Source organism: Roseinatronobacter thiooxidans (assembly GCF_001870675.1).
Classification (GTDB): Bacteria; Pseudomonadota; Alphaproteobacteria; order Rhodobacterales; family Rhodobacteraceae; genus Roseinatronobacter; species Roseinatronobacter thiooxidans.
On the sequence record NZ_MEHT01000003.1, the window covers coordinates 1 to 17,862 of the forward strand.

The window sequence follows — 17,862 nt, forward strand, 5'->3', positions numbered from 1 at the left end:
CTAAGATCGCGCGCGAATTGGACAAACACCTTGGTGACTTTTGCTTCCAGCTTTGCGCGGTCCTGTTCGGTCTCGACCGCCTGAAAGGCTGCGATCAGGCCCGGCACATCATAGCGGGCGCTTGGCAGGCCGTGTTCGGACGCGCGCGTCAAGGCATTCAGCAATGCTTCGCGGCGGGGCGCATGCGCGGCTTCTGTCCAGAGAGGGGCATAATCGGTGTCGCGGTAAAATGCGGAAACCTTGGGGTCTTCTGCCACGCTTTCGGCAAGCGCTTGCCGGAAGGCAGGGAATTGCTGCGCGACACCTTCCGATGCCAGCCCAAGCGCCAGCACAACTGCGACGGATGCCGCAAATCTTCTAAGCATCACCCTATGCCACCCCGTAGAATCACCATGCATCAACTAACCCCTTCCACTATTGAATACCACTTGGGCAAATAACCGCCTATAAGGTCCAGTCACAAGATTGCGATCACAACACTTCATATAAGCGATGTTGCCTTGAGATTTTGTAAATAAAACTCCGGTAGTCTTGGCCTATGCAGATCATCCTGTCACGCCCCAATCCAGCCGCAACGCCGCGGCCAGCCCCTGTAAACAGGCAAAATTCCGCCCAGATGCGCCCTCCACATGGAACCCATCGCAAAAGCGGGTTTTGGAATGGGCGCAAATGTGGCACCACATTAGCAAGCAAACGCGCTGCTTGGCAGGCACCGAGGTGAACCTTGGGCGCAAGCAGCGTATTTCGATAGAAAAAGGGACAGAGCGCTTCATGCAACATGCAAGCAGACCGAACCTCACGCGCCGTGCAATTCTTGGGGCTTTTGCCGCCACCGCAATTTCCGCCGCACCGTTCTTTCCCGGGGTGACCGCCTATGCACGCGGCTCTGGCGATATTCGCAGATTGCACTTCTACTCGGGCCGCACCGGCGAGAGCATGAATGTAATCTACTGGATAGACGGAACCTATATTCCCGAATCGCTTGCAGAGATTAACCACTTCTTCCGCGACTGGCGCAACAACGCCGTCCATAACATCGATGCACGGACAGTCGATTTTTTGGCCGCGACGCATAACATGCTGGCTGTGAACGAACCTTATATGCTGCTGTCAGGCTATCGTTCGCCCCAGACAAATGCCATGCTGCGCGCGCGCTCGCGCAATGTGGCGCAAAACTCGTTGCATCTGCGCGGGCAGGCTGCCGATGTCAGGTTGCGTTCGCGCACAGTGCGGCAAATCTCGCAAGCGGCGCAGGCGTGCAATGCCGGTGGCGTGGGGCGCTACTCACGCTCGGACTTCGTGCATTTTGACTGCGGCGCAGTCCGCAGCTGGGGATCGTAACCCGAAAATCGCCAAAACCTTGCAATGTAGCGGGTGTTGACCGGTCTGGTTGACACCCGTTTTCGCATGGCGGCCCGTACTGCGCCCAAAGCCCCCCTTTGTCTTGCCCCTCTCAACTTGATAAAATTTGCGCCAGCCGGGTATGAAACCGGCTTTTGTGTCTCATTTTGAACGAATTTCTAACTTAAGGTAGTATTGTGTCGCGTATCGATTGCACGCGCGACAGCAAATTTCCCTCACCCCCGACGAGGATTCAGACGTGCTGGAATTCGAGAATGTAAGTAAATCCTTTTGGACGGGCACACAGCGCAAGATCATTCTTGAAAGCGCAAGCTTCACTGTCAGGCGCGGGACGAATCTGGGCGTGCTTGCCAAGAACGGCACTGGCAAGACCACTGTGATCAACATGATGGCAGGGTTGGAGAAGCCCGATTCAGGCCGGATCGAGCGTAATTGCAGCGTGTCCTTTCCATTGGGGTTCATGGGGGGGTTGGAATCGAAACACACAGGCACCGAAAACGTCCGCTATATTGCAGCGCTTTATAGTCTGGATCAGGACGAGGTTGAGGCATTTTGCCGGTGGCTGTGCGATATCGGTGAATATTTCGACATGCCCATTGGCACCTATAGCACCGGCATGCGCGCGCGCCTGTCGCTTGCATTGATGCTGGCCATGAATTTTGACCTGTATCTGGTAGATGAAGGCATGCCCTCGACAACCGATGTCGCCTTCAACCGGCGTGCGGGTGCGATCATGCGTGAAAGATTTGAGTATGCAACACTGGTGATTGTGTCGCATGATATGGAAATATTATCTAAATTCTGCACTTCCGCCGCCGTTCTGCATGACGGCAAACTTTATTTTTTTGATACTTTGCAGGAAGCCAAGGCGCTTTATGACTACACAAGCTAAACCCCAACGCTTCAGGTTGCGCCGCATGGCGTCGACAGACCCTTCTGCCACCCCGCAGGAGGAGGTTCGCACACCCGCCCCCGCCCGAGAGGCGGACGCGCGCGACACACCGCCTGCCGATAGCCCAACTGTGCTGGTGCGCAAACACGCCAAACAGGCAGAGTATGGCGATGCGCTGGCCCCCCCGCAGGAAACCCCGCCCCATGAACAGCCAGTGACGCAAGCCCCTGCGCATATGGCCGACCACGAAGGCCGCCCGAAAACCCAAAACACGATTGACGCAATCCGCGCCGAAGGGCTGACCGCGCGTCAGCTGCGCATGGCCATGCGGGTGGCCCAGAAACACGGCATTCGCCCGACATCGGCCTTTGAGGCAGTCTTGATGCTGCGCGAGCGCGGCATCGACCCTTTTGCCCGCGCGACAATGCTGGATCTGGTGCAGAGCGAAACGCCCATGCAAGGGCGCGAGATGACACTTCCTGCGCAAACCGCGCCACAGGTCAGGGCTGCCCCTGGCCCACCGGCCCCCGCAAACCCCGTGGCCAATGCCCAAGACCGCATGGCCCAGATCGCCGCCGAGCGTGAAAAAGAACTGAAGCGCGTCCAGCGCGAGATTGCGAAGCGGCGCCGCAAACGGCTGGCGCTTCTGGGCACGCGCCTGCTTGTATTCGTCACGCTGCCAACCTTCATTCTCAGTTGGTATTTCTACGTTATCGCAACGCCCATGTATGCCACCGAAAGCCAGTTCATCATCCAGCAGGCCGATGCGCAGGCCGGTGCAGGCGGGCTTGCGGGCATGCTGCCATCTGCTGCCGGAATGGGGCTTGGCGGCATGAGCGAGGCTGCTTCTGTCCAAAGCTTTCTGCAATCGCGTGCGGCCATGCTGCGGCTGGATCAGGAAGAGGGGTTCAGAGCGCATTTTAGCGATGACAGGATCGACATGATCCGTCGCCTGCCCGCTGATGCAACAGATGAGGCCACCTTCAAGACCTACAAGCGGCATATCAAGATCGGCTATGACCCCACAGAAGGGGTTGTGCGCATGGAAGTAATTGCCGCCAGCCCCGAAGACAGTCAGCGTTTCGCACAAGCCCTTATCAGGTTTGCAGAGCAGCATATCGACATGATGACGCAGCGCCTGCGCGACAGCCAGATGCGCGAGGCACGCGAGAACCTTGAGGATGCACAGCAAAAACTGATCGAGGCGCGTCTGGCCTCGGTTGAATTGCAGGAACAGTCCAGCATCATGTCAGGCGAGGTGGAGTTGTCTTTGCTCTCGCAGCAGATCGGCGCGCTTGAGGCAGAGTTGACCCAGACCAGATTAAGCCTTCAGGAAATGCGCTCTAACCTGCGCCCCAACCCTGCGCGCCTGCAACCGTTGGAGCGGCGCGAAGCGGCGCTGCGCCGCCAGATCGAAGACTTGCGCGGCTCGATGACAATCGACACACCGGCAAGCGCCTCGCTGGCGCGCACCCAAAGCCAGCTTATTATGGCCGAGGCCGAGATACAGACCCGCGAGATGATGCGCGCGCAAGCCATGCAGCAAATGGAATCGGCCCGTATCGAGGTCAGCCGCCAAGTCCGCTATCTGGCCCTGTCGGTCGAGCCTGTGGCCTCGGATGAACCGGCATATCCGCGCAAGCTGGAATATTCGTCCCTGTCGTTTCTGATATTCCTTGGTATCTATTTGTTTGTGTCCATGACAGGCTCTGTCTTGCGCGAACAGATTTCGGGCTAAAGCAGGCAGGCCATGCCGTCAGACGGCCTGGCCTGCCACCCAGCCCGATGACCATGCCCATTGGAAATTGTAGCCCCCCAGCCACCCTGTCACATCGACCACTTCGCCAATGAAATGCAGCCCCCGCACATGGCGGCTTTCCATCGTCCCGGCATCAAGCCCGCGCGTATCCACACCGCCCAATGTGACTTCGGCAGTTCTGTAGCCCTCGGTGCCGACAGGCCGCACGCGCCAAGCCGACACATCCTGCGCAAGCGCTTGCAGCTTGGCCTTTGGCTGGTCGGCCAAGTTGCCTACCAGCCCTGCACGCGCCACAATCTGGCGTGCCAGCTTCTCGGGCAGATGCGCACCCAGTGCCACGGAAACGCCCTGCCGCCCGCGCATCTGTTTTTCCGCAGCCAGCGCAGTGGCAATTTCGACATCAGGCGCAAGGTCGATCTCGATCGCCTCGCCCTCTTGCCAATAGCTGGAGATTTGCAGGATCGACGGGCCGGACAACCCGCGATGGGTAAACAAAAGCCCCTCGCAGAAGGCAATCCGCCCGTAGCGCACGCTGGCAGAAACCGACAGGCCCGCCAGCGGTTTCATCTCATCCAGCTGCTCCGAGGTGAAGGTCAGCGGCACCAGTCCGGGGCGCGTCTCGATCAGCTCGGCACCGAAGCGCGTGGCAAGCTGGTAGCCAAAGCCGGTAGCCCCCATTTTCGGAATGGATTTGCCGCCCGTCGCCACCACCAGCTTTGGCGCGTGCAACTCTCCGGCGCTGGTTGCAACGATGAAGCCATCGCCATGGCGCACATCTTCAATACGGGTGGCAAGCATCAGGTCCACACCCGCCTCGGCCATATCCTTGCACAGCATGGCAATGATTTCGCGCGCAGACCCGTCACAGAACAACTGCCCCAGCGTCTTTTCATGCCATGCAATGCCTGCGGCGTTGACGCGCGCAATGAAATCATGCTGCGTATAGCGCGCAAGGGCAGAGCGCGCGAAACGCGGGTTTTGCGACAAAAACCGCTCTGGGCGGATGTCAAGATTGGTGAAGTTGCACCGCCCCCCGCCCGAGATGCGAATCTTCTCCCCCGGCGCTTTCGCATGGTCGATCAACGCAACACGGCGGCCCCGCCGCGCGGCCTCGATGGCGCAGAACATGCCCGCGGCCCCTGCGCCAAGGATGATCACATCATAGGGTTTCATGAATTCCCCTTGCGCCCAAGCGGGCCACAAAGACCGCCCGCGCAGCCGGGCACGCCCTGCCGCGCGCACCCCCCGGTGCGCACCATCGGCCACACCAGACAACGCCGCCGGGGTGCCAAAGGCAGGGCGTTCCCCCCGTTACCCCTCATTCCGCCTCGATGCTTTGGCGTGCCCACATGGCAGCGTAGCGCCCGTTTTGCGCCAGCAGCACCTCATGCGGCCCTTCTTCGACAATATGCCCGTCATCCAGCACGATAATCCGGTCTGCATCCACCACGGTCGACAATCTATGCGCAATCGTAATCACTGTGCGCCCCTGCCCCATCTGGCGCAGACTGTCCTGAATGCTCTGCTCGGTCTGGGTGTCCAGCGCGCTCGTCGCCTCGTCCAGCAGCAGGATCGGCGGGTTCTTCAGCAAGGTGCGCGCAATGCCCACGCGTTGCTTCTCGCCGCCCGACAGTTTCAGCCCGCGTTCGCCCACGGCAGTGTCATAGCCTTCGGGCAGGGACAGGATGAAGTCATGTATCCGCGCGGCGCGCGCGGCATCCTCAACCTCGGCGCGGGTGGCGCCTTCGCGGCCATAGGCGATGTTATAGGCAATCGTGTCGTTGAACAGCACTGTATCTTGCGGGACCACACCAATCACGCCATGCAGGCTGGATTGCGAAACCGTCCGCAAATCCTGCCCGTCAATGCGGATCGCGCCGCCCGTCACATCATAAAACCGGAACAGCAGCCGCCCGATGGTCGATTTGCCAGACCCCGAGGGGCCGACAATCGCCACTGTCTCACCCCCTGCCACGGTCAGGCTGATCCCTTTCAGGATGGGCCGCGCGGCATCATAGCCGAATTCAACCTGCTCGAAGCATATCTCGCCCGTGCTGACCTGAAGCGCCTTTGCATCTGGCGCGTCGCGCACATCGGGTGGCTGGTCCAGCAGGTCGAACATTTCCGCCATATCGACCAGCGCCTGCCGGATTTCGCGGTAGACTGTGCCCAGAAAGTTCAGCGGCATGGTGATCTGGATCATATAGGCGTTCACCATCACGAAATCGCCCACTGTCAGGTCACCCCGCTGCACCCCGATCGCGGCGAGCACCATGACGGTGACCAGCCCTGTTGTGATCAGCAGCGCCTGTCCGAAATTCAGGAAGGCCAGCGAATAGTTGGTTTTGACCGCAGCATCCTCATATTGCGCCATCGCCCCGTCATAGCGCTGCGCTTCCATACCTTCGGCATTGAAATATTTGACCGTCTCGAAATTCAGCAGGCTGTCGATGGCCTTTTGGTTGGCGTCAGTGTCCTGCCGGTTCATGATCCGGCGCTGGGTCACGCGCCATTCTGTCACGCGAAAGGTGAACCACACATACAGGCTGATCGTCACCACCACAGTGACCAGATACCACACATCGAACAGCCAGAAGAAGATCGCCGCAATCATCAGCAGTTGCAGCATAAGCGGAAAGATCGAGAACAGCAGGAACCGCAGCAGGAAATCCACGCCCTTGACGCCGCGTTCGATGATGCGGCTTAGCCCCCCTGTCTTGCGGGTAATATGGTAGCGCAGGCTTAGGCGGTGGATATGCTCGAATGTCTCCAACGCCAGCTGGCGCAGCGCGCGCTGGCCCACACGGGTAAACAGGATGTTGCGCAATTCCTGAAACCCGATTTCCATCAGCCGCGCAACACCATAGGCCACTGTCAGCCCGACCGCGCCCACGGCCAGAAACCACGCGGCCCCTTCGCCGGCCAGTGCATCCACCGCGCCCTTGTAGAAAAACGGGGTGCCAACCGCGACCAGCTTGGCCAGAACCAACATCAGCAAGGCCAGCACAACCCGCTTGCGCGCCCAAGCCGCATTGGCAGGCCACAGATAGGGAATGACGCGCTGGATCGTGCGCAAACCGCTTGCGCGTTCCTGTGCCGCAGTGGGTGTTGGCGGGATTGCCCCTGACGGGGCCTGATCGGGTGCGGACATGACTGGCTTTCGTGCTGGCTGTCCCCCTATCTAGGGCTAAGGCACGGAAATGACCAGACAGCGCGGCTTGTGCTGTCTGACAGCACGCTGACATGTCTGCCAGTCACTCGGCCGTTTGTGGCACGACAAAAACCTGCCCCGGATAGATCAGATCCGGATTGCGGATCTGGTCACGGTTGGCATCGAAAATCCGCATAAAGCGCCGGCCATCGCCGAATTGTTCCTGCGACATGGCCCAAAGCGTGTTGCCCGGCTGCACAATCAGGGCTTGGGTGCCCGTGGCCTCTCGGGCGATTTCGGGCGTCACGCGCTGGAACGGGATTTCGGCGCGCGAGGTCACTTGTGCGGCATCATCCAACTCATCCACACGCAGACGGTACACACCGCGTTCAATCCCTTCAAGCTGCGCCTGCCAGTTGCCATCTGCGCTGGCGCGCGCGCGCAGGATTGGCTGGTTGTCCAGATAAATCTGGATATCCGCCGCACCCTGCCGCGAACGCCCGCTTAACGCCACCTCGCCGCCCGCGTCATAAGTGACAGCGTCTATGCTGACATTCCCGCCAGATGCCTGATGCGTTGCCAGAGAAGCTGCCTCTCCCAAAACCTGCACCGTGCCATCCGCGCGCATCAGCACAGCGAGAGGGGCGCGGGGATCAGCAGTGTCGGTGGGCTGTAGCTCTGGCGGCATGTCTGTGGCGGCTGCACCCTCTGGCGCCGCTGCCCCGATGACCCGTGGTTCGGAAATCACCGGCCGGCGCGCGGATGCGCCGGGTTCGGGGAATAGGGGCGCCACATCGACCACGCGCGCGGTTTGCAGCGGTTGTGCTGCCGCGCCTTCGGACTGGCTGGCCACCAACTGGTTGCTTCGGGGCGCAAGCATCAGCGTATCGAGCGAGCGCAGCCTGTCGCCATTGGCCAGCCGCACTTCCAGTTCCAGAACCCGTGGCATGGGGCTTGGCTGAACCTCGAACATAAGCACGAATTCCCCGGCAGCCGTGCTGACTGTCTGCGCAACAGGGTTTTCATCTATCAGGGCAGAGACAGCACTTAACGCCGGGGCCTTGCCTGCGATCAGCACATCGCCCAGATCGGTCATGCGCATGATATCAAAACTGGGGGGCTGGCCCGCGGCCGGTGCCACCATTGCCAACTGCAAATCCGGTGCAGGCGCGTCCAGTGGCAGATCAAGATGCGCGGGTTCGCCCAACATGACAGAAGGCGCGGGCAGGTCGGGCTGCGGCCCCTCTGACGGGAATACCAGAACATAGGCCACGCTGGCCGCGCCAGCCACGGCCACCGACCCGACAAGCCATTGCGCCAACGTATCTTTTGGAAAGTACTTTAACATCGCGCGCCCTTTGACACCACGAAACCCAGCCTGTGCTTGAAAGACAGTAGCAATCTCGATAACCGATAGTAAAGCAATTCAGGGGGTAAATTGTTCCAAATGACAGTTTTGGCGCGCTCTTTATGTGTTTTCTGCGGCTCGCGCGCAGGAACAGACCCACGATTCGCCGCAGATGCCCGCGCTGTCGGCGAAATGATCGCGCGGCACGGGTGGCGGCTGGTCTATGGTGCAGGCGATATTGGCATTATGGGAGAGGTCGCGCGCGCTGCACAATCTGCCGGTGCCGCCACAATGGGCGTGATCCCCACCCACCTTATGCAGGCGGAAGTTGGCAAGCGCGATCTGGGCATGCTTGTTGTCACCGAAACCATGCACGAGCGCAAAAAGGTCATGTTCACCAATTCAGATGCCATCGTCGTGCTGCCCGGTGGTGCGGGGTCGCTGGATGAATTCTTTGAAGTGCTGACATGGCGGCAGCTGGGCTTGCACGCGAAAACGATTTTTCTGCTGAACACAGCGGGATACTGGTCACCGCTGGCCAATCTGGTGGATCATATTGTCGACCAGGGCTTTGCCGACCCCAGCCTGCGCGGGTTTTTTACCATGCTGCCAGATGTCGCAACCTTGGAAGCGCGCCTGAGTGATACTTTGATGTGACGCCCCACAGCGCAGGGGCGCGTACCGCAATTTCGCACAGATCAATAGCAGGTATACACGGCATCTTGGCGAAGAACTTGGAAACAAGGCCGCGCGCCATTATTTGCAACTTTTAGATTAATGACTTAAATTAAAAGCAACCTTTACGCGAATTTAATCAACGCGGTCGGATTGTTTCGGTATTTGAATTGCGGTGCCTGCCCCCAATGGTTTTTCGCTGGTCCGCTATGCAAATAAACACCCTATTCGGGGCCGCACCACATCCTAAAGTCAGGGGACAGGCGGCGTTGGGCTGGGCAGATCGCACCAATATTGCCCCCCAGTTACCCTGCTATCGGTAAATCTGAACGATTCGGTTGCCGCCGAACAAGCGCGGCACCAGGCACTCTGGCCCGCCTGCGACGGATGGACAGATTTTGAAATCCGGAAACAATGGTGTCCTTTGAGACGCACCGTTAAACAGTCTTAAACACTGACGCTTGGCAAACCCTCGTTTTATGGGTATTTTCCACATTACCAGTTGTCTTGCGCCCAAGCCTGGTAGAATTTGATTATGCAAAAGTCTCTCGCGCTTTTTTAAAAGCCACAACGATACAAACGAAATTTTAGGACGTGTTGATATAGTCGCTACGGCAGAGTTTTTTCAAAGACCAAATTTTTGGATGAGAAATTTTCTGAACAGACGGCTATGCGTCCCTGTGCAAGGAATTATGAAATGAGCGCATTGTCGTCAGGCGAAATCACGTTCAACATCGACTCTTCCACAAGTGCGGGCGACTCGGCAGCCGTCCATACATTGACCAGCATTCAGGTAGGTGACGAAGTCTATTTCGACCTTGTCGGGCCGGACAGTGTCAGTTTCAACGTGGTTGATGTCGCACATAAAGACCATGAGGCCCAACTCTTCGTCGGGGGCAAACCCATCTCGAAGCTGTGGCCAAAAGATGGGCAGCGCAATGACGCGTTCGAAGAGCAGTCGCTAGAGGTCGCGTTCCAAAGCAATGACCTGAATGCTTATGTCGACGCTTTTCGGGTTTCGACGACAGCACCGCAGCAGGGCTACACCCTAAGTTATGACACACCCATCACGGTGGCCGAAGGCGGGTTCATCTTCATTACCGAAAAAGATGGGAACAATAGCCAAACACTTGAATTTCTTGATGAAAATGGCGATGTAATCGCATCTGCCACCGCCATCAACAAACACGAGCCTGGCGGCAACTATATAGACCTAGGTGTACGCACATGGGCCGGGCAGAATATTCACGCCTCGGTATTTGAACTCACCTCTATCGATGGTCTGGAAGAGGGCACTCAAATCCACTCTGTCCGCGTTGTCTGGGATGTAGACACGAATTATCACCCCGATCCCGGGATCGGCGATGCCGGTGACGGTAAGGTGTTTTTCTTCGGCAATCAGGAAGTTATGCAGCCGAATACCCCGCCAGAAGCCGTGAATGATGACTTCACCGGCATTTTCAACGAAAAGATCGAGGGCGAGGTTCTGAGCAATGACAGTGACGCGGATGGCGACCCTCTGACGGTTATCGGCAATACCGATCCGCTGAACGGCACTGTCAATATCAAGCCAGATGGGACATTCACCTACACCCCCAAAGACGGGTTCACAGGTAAAGACCAGTTCACCTATACCATCAGCGATGGCAATGGCGGCACGGACACTGCGACTGTCACACTGACCATCGCCGCAGACCCCAACAGCCCGCCAGATGCGGTGAATGACACGTTCACCGGCGATTTCAACAAGCCTATCCTCGGCGAGGTGCTGGGCAACGACTCCGACCCCGATGGCGACCCTCTGACGGTTATCGGCAATACCGATCCGCTGAACGGCACTGTCAATATCAAGCCAGATGGGACATTCACCTACACCCCCAAAGACGGGTTCACAGGTAAAGACCAGTTCACCTATACCATCAGCGATGGCAATGGCGGCACAGACACTGCGACTGTCACACTGACCATCGCCGCAGACCCCAACAGCCCGCCAGATGCGGTGAATGACACGTTCACCGGCGATTTCAACAAGCCCATCCTCGGCGAGGTGTTGGGCAACGACTCCGACCCCGATGGCGACCCGCTGACGGTTATCGGCAATACCGATCCGCTGAACGGCACTGTCAATATCAAACCAGATGGGACATTCACCTACACCCCCAAAGACGGGTTCACAGGTAAAGACCAGTTCACCTATACCATCAGCGATGGCAATAGCGGCACAGACACTGCGACTGTCACACTGACCATCGCCGCAGACCCCAACAACCCGCCCGATGCGGTGAATGACACGTTCACCGGCGATTTCAACAAGCCCATCCTCGGCGAGGTGCTGGGCAACGACTCCGACCCCGATGGCGACCCGCTGAGTGTGATCAGCAACACAGACCCTGCCAACGGCACTGTGACGATCAAGCCTGACGGAACCTTCATCTATAGCCCGAATGCAGGGTTCTCGGGGAATGACACCTTTACCTACACCATCAGCGACGGAAATGGCGGCACCGATACCGCGACTGTCACACTGACCATCGCGCCCAACAGCCCGCCCGATGCCGTGAATGACGCCTTCACGGGCGATTTCAACGAACCCATCGAAGGTGCGGTTCTGGGCAATGACTCCGACCCTGATGGCGACCCGTTAAGCGTGATCTCCAACACAGACCCGCTGAATGGCAGTGTAACAGTTAACCCTAATGGCACATTCACCTATGTGCCGAATACGGGCTTCTCTGGCGAAGATCAGTTCACCTATACCATCAGCGATGGGTTCGGCGGCACAGACACCGCGGTTGTAAAGCTGACAATCGCAGCCGAACCGAACGAGCCGCCCGTTGCGGTTGCCGATAGCTTCAATGGTCAGGAAGGCGCGCCGATTGAAGGATCGGTTCTGGGCAATGACAGTGACCCCGATGGCGATGAGCTGAAAGTCATCGACAACACCGTCCCCTCCAACGGGAAGGTCGTTATCGGAACAGATGGCAAGTTCATCTACATTCCGGATGAAGGGTTCTCGGGGACAGACAGCTTCACCTATACCATCAGCGATGGCAAAGGCGAAACCGACACCACCACCGTGACACTGACAGTCAATGGCGCACCTATTGCCGAAGATGACGGCTTTAGCGGTCAGGCTGGTGACAAGATCAATGGGTCGGTTCTGGGCAATGACTCCGATCCGGATGACGACACGCTGATTATACTGGACAATACCGACCCTGAAAACGGGACGCTTGTGTTCAGACCTGATGGCACCTTCACCTACACACCGGATGAAGGGTTTTCGGGGACAGACAGCTTCACCTATACCATCAGCGACGGCAATGGCGGCGTTGACACCGCAACCGTTACCCTGACAGTCAACGGCGCCCCCGATGCACAGGATGACGGTTTCAACGGGCAGGCTGGCGATCCGATCACCGGGTCTGTTCTGGGCAATGACTCAGACCCTGACGGGGACGATCTGACGATTATCGGCAATACCGATCCGGCGAACGGCACCCTTGTCCTAAGGCCCGATGGCACCTTTACCTATACCCCGGATGAAGGGTTCTCGGGGACAGACAGCTTCACCTACACCATCAGCGACGGCAATGGCGGCACCGATACAGCCACTGTCACGCTGGATGTGAATGGCCCACCCGTGGCCGAGGATGACGGCTTTGATGGTGCCTTCAACACCGCCATTGAAGGGTCGGTTCTGGGCAATGATTCCGATCCTGATGGCGATGATCTGACAGTTATCAGCAACACTGCCCCATCGAATGGGTCGGTTGTCGTCAATGCCAACGGCCAGTTCATCTATGTCCCGAATGAAGGCTTCACCGGAGAGGACAGCTTCACCTACACGGTCACAGACGGCAATGGCGGCACTGACACAGCGACAGTCACTGTCACTGTGGGTGAAGCCCCGAATAACCCGCCTGATGCCGAGAATGACTTTTTCTCGGGGGATTTCAACGAGGAGATCAAAGGCTCGGTTCTGGGCAATGACACCGACCCGGATGGCGACACGCTGACAGTAATCGGCAATACAAACCCGTCAAACGGCAGTGTTGTCATTAACTCGGATGGCACCTTTACCTATACCCCGAATGAGGGGTTCTCGGGCGAGGACAGCTTTACCTATACCATCACCGACGGGAATGGTGGTCAGGACACTGCGACAGTAAACCTGTTCACCGAGAAGCTCTGCGCGCCCGGCAACAGGCCCCCTGTGGCTGTCGATGACAAGTTTGTAACCGATGGCATTGACGAAAGCGTTGAGGGGAACGTGTTGGTGAATGACAGCGACCCTGATGGCGACCCGCTATCGGTGAAGCTGAACACTCAGCCTGCAAATGGCAAAGTGGTGATGAACCCAGACGGGACATTTACCTACACCCCCAAAGAGGGCTTTTTCGGAGAGGACAGTTTCAAGTATGTCGTCACTGACGGAAAAGGCGGCGCCGACCATGCGACAGTGCATATCACAGTGCCCTGCTTCGCGGCAGGTACGCTGATTGTCACTGCCGAAGGCCCCAAACTGGTCGAGGATATTCGCATCGGCGACAAGGTTCTGACGCGCGATGACGGGTTCCAGCAGGTGCGCTGGGCCGGCCAACGGGTGCTTGATGCGGCGTATCTGGCACAAAACCCGGATTTCGAATCGGTCGTCATTCGGGCTGGTGCGCTGGGCAACAAGCTGCCCAGACGGGATTTGCGCGTCTCGCCGGGGCATCGGATTTTGCTAAGCGGGTATCAGGCAGAGTTGATGTTCGGAGAGCGTGAAGTCCTTGTTGCCGCCAGTGATCTGGTGGGGCAACCGGGCATCGACCATGATCCGCGTCCAGTGACCTATGTGCATATCATGTTCGACAGCCACCAGATTATCGACTCTGAAGGGGCTTGGAGTGAGAGCTTCCAACCGGCCGATGTCACGCTGAACGGGCTGGACATGCAGCAGCGCGACGAATTGCTGGCGCTGTTCCCCGAACTGGCCACACGCAAGGGCCAGCGTGGATACACTGCCGCACGCCGTGTTCTGGCCCGCCACGAAAGCTCTGCCTTGCTGGCAATGTAACGGGCATAAGGTAAGACAGACACGGGGCCTCGTCAGAGGCCCCGTTTTCATATGTCACAGCTTATTTTCCGGAGAGTACGCGCCGTCTGCGCGGCAATCTGCGCGCGCGCGCAAGGCCAAGCACACGCGCGCCTGTCAGGCAGATCAGCCACAGATCCAGACACAGGCTTTGATGGCGCTGGTAGATCAGGTCAATCCGGGCCTTGCGCGGCACACAGACCCGCGCATAGGTCGCGTCTGTTTCCTCGGGCGATGCGGTACGCGCCAGCAACCGTTCTTCATGCGCAGCAAAAACAAGGCTGGCCAGCCCCGTTATGCCCGGGCGCGTGCGCAAAACCTGCGCATAAAGATCGGGGAAACGCTCGACATAAATTCGCAACGGGGGGCGCGGCCCCACAAAGCTGATATCGCCGCGAAAGATGTTCAGCAATTGCGGCAACTCATCCAGCCGCGACCGGCGCAGAACGCGCCCCAAAGGGGTCACCCGCGCGGCCTTGTCGCCACCAGACACGCCCGTATCCACAGCGACCACCGACATGCTGCGCAGCTTCCACAGGGTAAACCCCTCGTGGCTGCTGCGCATGCGTTCGCCCCCGAAAAAAACCGGCCGCCCCTGCCGCAACCAAAGCACCGCCACAAGCCCCGCAAGAACCGGAAGCACCAAGGGCAGAAGCACAACTGCGAAACACAGATCGAACACACGTTTCGAGGGCGTCATGCACACCGCCTGTCTGCACGCCAATCCGCAACAATTTCTGCCGCCTCTGCTTTGGGCAGCGGCACCAGTCTGGCCAGCTGCGCCACATCCAGCACCACAGATTGCAGCGCAGTCTCGGGGGCGGGGTGCCACTGAAATGGCACCCCCGCTGCATCGCATAAATCCGCCATTGCAACGCCGCCCTCCAACGCAAGGTTCAACCGTGCGGGCAGGCGCAGGCCACCGCAGGCCAGTTGCACCAGCGCCTGCACCAGTCGGGCGAATTCCACAGGCCCGATATAAGACCGGACAGGGCCGCGCCCATCTGAAAACTGGTCAAGGCGGCGGCTTTCACCGCTTTGGCCCAGCAAGGCATCGGCCCCTGCAACATTGCCAATGCGCAGCGCCGTAACGGCAATGCCATGTCGCGCAGCCCGCGCCAGTGCGGCCTGTTCCATTTCCAGTTTGGCACGTCCATATGCGCTGACAGGGAATGCCCCCCCCTGTTCCCCCAGCAGCGTGGTCGATGGCCCATAGACCGCCGCAGAAGACGACAGAAACACATGCCTTGCGCGCAGCCCCACGGCGCAATCCACCGCCGCCAGACCAAGGTCGCTGTTCAATGACACGTCCCCTTTTGCAGGCACAACACCTGCAAGCCCCACCACCACATCCACGGGGCCACATTGCGGCAGGCCAGCAAGCGGGTCACACAGATGCACAGATCCGGTTGCCACAGATGTCAGCGGGGCGCGACGAAACTGCCACACGGGCGTTGCGCCTTGCGCGCTCCAGTGGCGGCGCAACATACCACCCAAACGCCCGCTCGCCCCCAGAATCAGGACGCGCGCAACACTCACAAGGACCCTGCCGCCCGACCAAAGCCAAGAAACGCCCCGAACAGGGCCAGCACCCGCTGCGTTGTCACCGCAGGCGCTTGGGTCGCAAGCACGATGTCACCATCCGCGATCAAAAACTCATCCGCGCTGAACATTCCATCTGCGCGGGTCAGATCAAAGCTGAACACAACACGCGTATTCGGGGCACCCGAAGGGCGGCTGACCTCTGCGGCGGTATAGCGGCGTAGCACAAGAATGCCGCGCGGGTCTGCGCGTGTGTCCGCAATCCCGCCCATCAGCGAGACTGCGCGCAAGGCGCTGACATCTTCTGCATCGAACCCAACAACCTCTTCGCGTTGCGCGGCCCCCAATGCCTTGAAACTGCGCCTGTCGCTTTCAATCAGAACGCTGTCGCCGCCGCGAATGGCAGGGTCATGCGCGGGATTATACAATACGAATTCCAGCGGGCGGCGAAAGACTTGCTGCCCGCGCGTGATCTGCACTTGCGGATTGATCAGCGTCGGGCTGACCCCGCCCGCAGCAGCAATAAGGCTGGTCAAGGGCAAGTTGCGTTCGTTCAAAGGGTAAGTGCCGGGGCTGGCAACCCCCCCCAGCATCTGCGCCGAATTGCGCCGCCCCTCGGTCACTTCCAACTGGACCTGCGCCGAGGGAATAATCGCTGTCAGTCGTTCCTGCATGCGCAAGCGCGCCTGCTCGGCGGTCAGGCCGCTGACCTGCACCTCGTCGATATAAGGCAGGCTTACGCGGCCCGATGCTGTGACAAGGACATTGGCAATATCTGCAAACGGGCTGCCTGCCTGCGTGATAAGCGAGCTTTCTTCGGCATCCCAAACGCGCAGGGCCAGCCTGTCACCCGGTGCCAGAACCTGATCTGTCGGCACGGCACCACCAGAGGGCCAGGATGTAGACGCGCGACCATTCAGAACGCCCCATCCGGGGTAAAGTGGCAGCCTGTCACGGGTGACGATTTCCAAGGCGAAATCTGCACCCTCGGCATCGGGGCTTGCCAGAACCTCGCGCTGGGAAGGGGCACCGCGCGCCACGCTGCAACCAGATACGAACAACAGCGCGACCCCACCGATCACATGCCGCCTTGATATGGTCGTGGTCAAAACCCGTCTCCCGCTACGCTAGTGCTTTTTTACAAGTTTCCTTGTGGTCTGGAATCAGGGCAGGGTCAATTCTTCATGCCCCCCATCCGCGATACTACACCAAAGGCGGCGCTTTTGCGCAACGGCCCAACCGCGCTATGCGCGCGCCACGCGCACGCTGAGTTCCCGAAACTGCGCCTCGTTTTCGGTTTCCATGAAGGCCACATCACCACAATCACGCCCAGCGCCGATGACAACCAAGGTGGCGGGGGTGCTCATGCCTGTTGCATCGACCAGATGCCAGCGCCCGTCCAGCCAGACTTCGGCGACGGCATGAAAATCTTGTGGCGCAACATCAGGCCCATAGCCCGACACATAGCGCGCCGGAATATTGGCGGCCCGTGCGAAGGCGCAAACCATATGCGCATAATCACGGCACACGCCTTGACGGGACAGGAAAGTTTCCACCGCGCTGGTCGAAGCGACAGAACTGCCGGGCACATAAGACAATTCCCGGCCAACCCAGTCCCGGATCGCCACAACCAAAGCCCCGCCATGCAGATCGGCAAATTCTTTGGCGACGAACGGCACGAACATATCGGACGGGCAATAGCGCGAGGGGCGCAGATAGGGCAGAACATCACTTGGCAGCGCATCCAGCGCTGTGGCGGGGCGCGTGGCAAGGGCTGCGTGTGTGCGCGTCACCTCTACTTTTGCGCGGTAGCGGGTTTGCAAGCGGGTCTGTTGCACCACAGCCCAGACACGCTGTTCAAGCGCGCCATCTGCATCGATCACGCGCAGCTCGGCATTCTTGACATCCAGATGGCTGTCCAGAATGCGCTGCCCGTCCTTATGCGCCGCCTCGATCATCAGCAGGGCCGCGTCGCCTTGCGTCAGGTCATAATCCAGCAACACATCAATCTCGAACAGCATCGGGTATCACCTCCGGGGTCAAAATGTTGCGG

Annotated in this window: 13 protein-coding genes; 5 read left to right on the forward strand and 8 right to left on the reverse strand. The window is 59.1% G+C overall.

The window, feature by feature from the left end:
* Positions 1-365 (reverse strand): L,D-transpeptidase scaffold domain-containing protein (locus BG455_RS01705; RefSeq protein WP_483880054.1); only part of this gene is annotated, 365 nt, incomplete at its 3' end.
* Positions 366-771: 406 nt separating this feature from the next.
* Here BG455_RS01705 and mepK point away from each other — a divergent pair.
* The 3 genes from mepK (at position 772) to BG455_RS01720 (ending at position 3,992) form a co-directional block, all read left to right on the forward strand.
* Positions 772-1,341 carry a peptidoglycan L,D-endopeptidase MepK gene (mepK, locus tag BG455_RS01710; protein ID WP_071468269.1) on the forward strand — a complete coding sequence of 190 codons (570 nt, stop codon included), beginning with the start codon at positions 772-774 and terminating at the stop codon, positions 1,339-1,341.
* A gap of 259 nt (positions 1,342-1,600) precedes the next feature.
* Positions 1,601-2,254, forward strand: coding sequence for an ABC transporter ATP-binding protein (locus tag BG455_RS01715; protein ID WP_071468243.1), 654 nt, complete (start codon positions 1,601-1,603; stop codon positions 2,252-2,254).
* Positions 2,238-3,992, forward strand: a complete 1,755-nt coding sequence (locus BG455_RS01720; RefSeq protein ID WP_071468244.1) for a KpsE/RkpR family capsule polysaccharide export protein — start codon at positions 2,238-2,240, stop codon at positions 3,990-3,992. The genes BG455_RS01715 and BG455_RS01720 overlap by 17 nt, the downstream gene beginning before the upstream one ends.
* 18 nt (positions 3,993-4,010) lie before the next feature.
* On the opposite strand, the gene BG455_RS01725 is transcribed toward BG455_RS01720, so the two are convergent.
* From BG455_RS01725 to BG455_RS01735, 3 genes are all read right to left on the reverse strand, one after another.
* Entirely contained in the window at positions 4,011-5,186 is a 1,176-nt protein-coding gene (locus BG455_RS01725) for a BaiN/RdsA family NAD(P)/FAD-dependent oxidoreductase (RefSeq protein ID WP_071468270.1), read from the reverse strand.
* Positions 5,187-5,331: 145 nt separating this feature from the next.
* Positions 5,332-7,164: an ABCB family ABC transporter ATP-binding protein/permease gene (locus BG455_RS01730; RefSeq protein ID WP_084386078.1), complete on the reverse strand. Its 1,833-nt coding sequence runs from the start codon at positions 7,162-7,164 to the stop codon at positions 5,332-5,334.
* A gap of 103 nt (positions 7,165-7,267) precedes the next feature.
* Entirely contained in the window at positions 7,268-8,512 is a 1,245-nt protein-coding gene (locus BG455_RS01735; RefSeq protein ID WP_084386079.1) for a LysM peptidoglycan-binding domain-containing protein, read from the reverse strand.
* A gap of 99 nt (positions 8,513-8,611) precedes the next feature.
* Between BG455_RS01735 and BG455_RS01740 the strand changes: the two genes are divergently transcribed.
* Together BG455_RS01740 and BG455_RS01745 are read left to right on the forward strand one after the other, a co-directional pair.
* On the forward strand, positions 8,612-9,169 hold the full coding sequence (locus BG455_RS01740; protein ID WP_071468246.1) for an LOG family protein: 558 nt from the start codon (positions 8,612-8,614) through the stop codon (positions 9,167-9,169).
* 715 nt (positions 9,170-9,884) lie between these two features.
* Positions 9,885-14,249 (forward strand): Ig-like domain-containing protein, encoded by a 4,365-nt coding sequence (locus BG455_RS01745; RefSeq protein WP_071468247.1) that lies wholly within the window; start codon positions 9,885-9,887, stop codon positions 14,247-14,249.
* Positions 14,250-14,310: 61 nt separating this feature from the next.
* Here the strand turns inward: BG455_RS01745 and BG455_RS01750 are convergent, their stop codons facing one another.
* The 4 genes from BG455_RS01750 to BG455_RS01765 form a co-directional block, all read right to left on the reverse strand.
* Positions 14,311-14,967, reverse strand: coding sequence for a sugar transferase (locus BG455_RS01750; RefSeq protein WP_071468248.1), 657 nt, complete (start codon positions 14,965-14,967; stop codon positions 14,311-14,313).
* Positions 14,964-15,806 (reverse strand): NAD-dependent epimerase/dehydratase family protein, encoded by an 843-nt coding sequence (locus BG455_RS01755; RefSeq protein WP_249030774.1) that lies wholly within the window; start codon positions 15,804-15,806, stop codon positions 14,964-14,966. Before BG455_RS01755 ends, BG455_RS01750 begins: the two co-directional genes overlap by 4 nt.
* Positions 15,803-16,918 carry a polysaccharide biosynthesis/export family protein gene (locus BG455_RS01760; RefSeq protein WP_084386081.1) on the reverse strand — a complete coding sequence of 372 codons (1,116 nt, stop codon included), beginning with the start codon at positions 16,916-16,918 and terminating at the stop codon, positions 15,803-15,805. The genes BG455_RS01755 and BG455_RS01760 overlap by 4 nt, the downstream gene beginning before the upstream one ends.
* Before the next feature lie 135 nt (positions 16,919-17,053).
* Positions 17,054-17,830, reverse strand: coding sequence for a transglutaminase-like domain-containing protein (locus BG455_RS01765; protein WP_071468249.1), 777 nt, complete (start codon positions 17,828-17,830; stop codon positions 17,054-17,056).
* Positions 17,831-17,862 lie beyond the last annotated feature (32 nt).

What these genes read in the sequence shown, in the direction of transcription:
- BG455_RS01745 (WP_071468247.1), top strand. Translation starts at nt 9,885, where the DNA reads ATGAGCGCATTGTCGTCAGGCGAAATCACGTTCAACATCGACTCTTCC.
- BG455_RS01765 (WP_071468249.1), bottom strand. Translation starts at nt 17,830, where the DNA reads ATGCTGTTCGAGATTGATGTGTTGCTGGATTATGACCTGACGCAAGGC.
- BG455_RS01725 (WP_071468270.1), bottom strand. Translation starts at nt 5,186, where the DNA reads ATGAAACCCTATGATGTGATCATCCTTGGCGCAGGGGCCGCGGGCATG.
- BG455_RS01740 (WP_071468246.1), top strand. Translation starts at nt 8,612, where the DNA reads ATGACAGTTTTGGCGCGCTCTTTATGTGTTTTCTGCGGCTCGCGCGCA.
- BG455_RS01750 (WP_071468248.1), bottom strand. Translation starts at nt 14,967, where the DNA reads ATGACGCCCTCGAAACGTGTGTTCGATCTGTGTTTCGCAGTTGTGCTT.
- BG455_RS01730 (WP_084386078.1), bottom strand. Translation starts at nt 7,164, where the DNA reads ATGTCCGCACCCGATCAGGCCCCGTCAGGGGCAATCCCGCCAACACCC.
- BG455_RS01735 (WP_084386079.1), bottom strand. Translation starts at nt 8,512, where the DNA reads ATGTTAAAGTACTTTCCAAAAGATACGTTGGCGCAATGGCTTGTCGGG.
- BG455_RS01720 (WP_071468244.1), top strand. Translation starts at nt 2,238, where the DNA reads ATGACTACACAAGCTAAACCCCAACGCTTCAGGTTGCGCCGCATGGCG.
- mepK (WP_071468269.1), top strand. Translation starts at nt 772, where the DNA reads ATGCAACATGCAAGCAGACCGAACCTCACGCGCCGTGCAATTCTTGGG.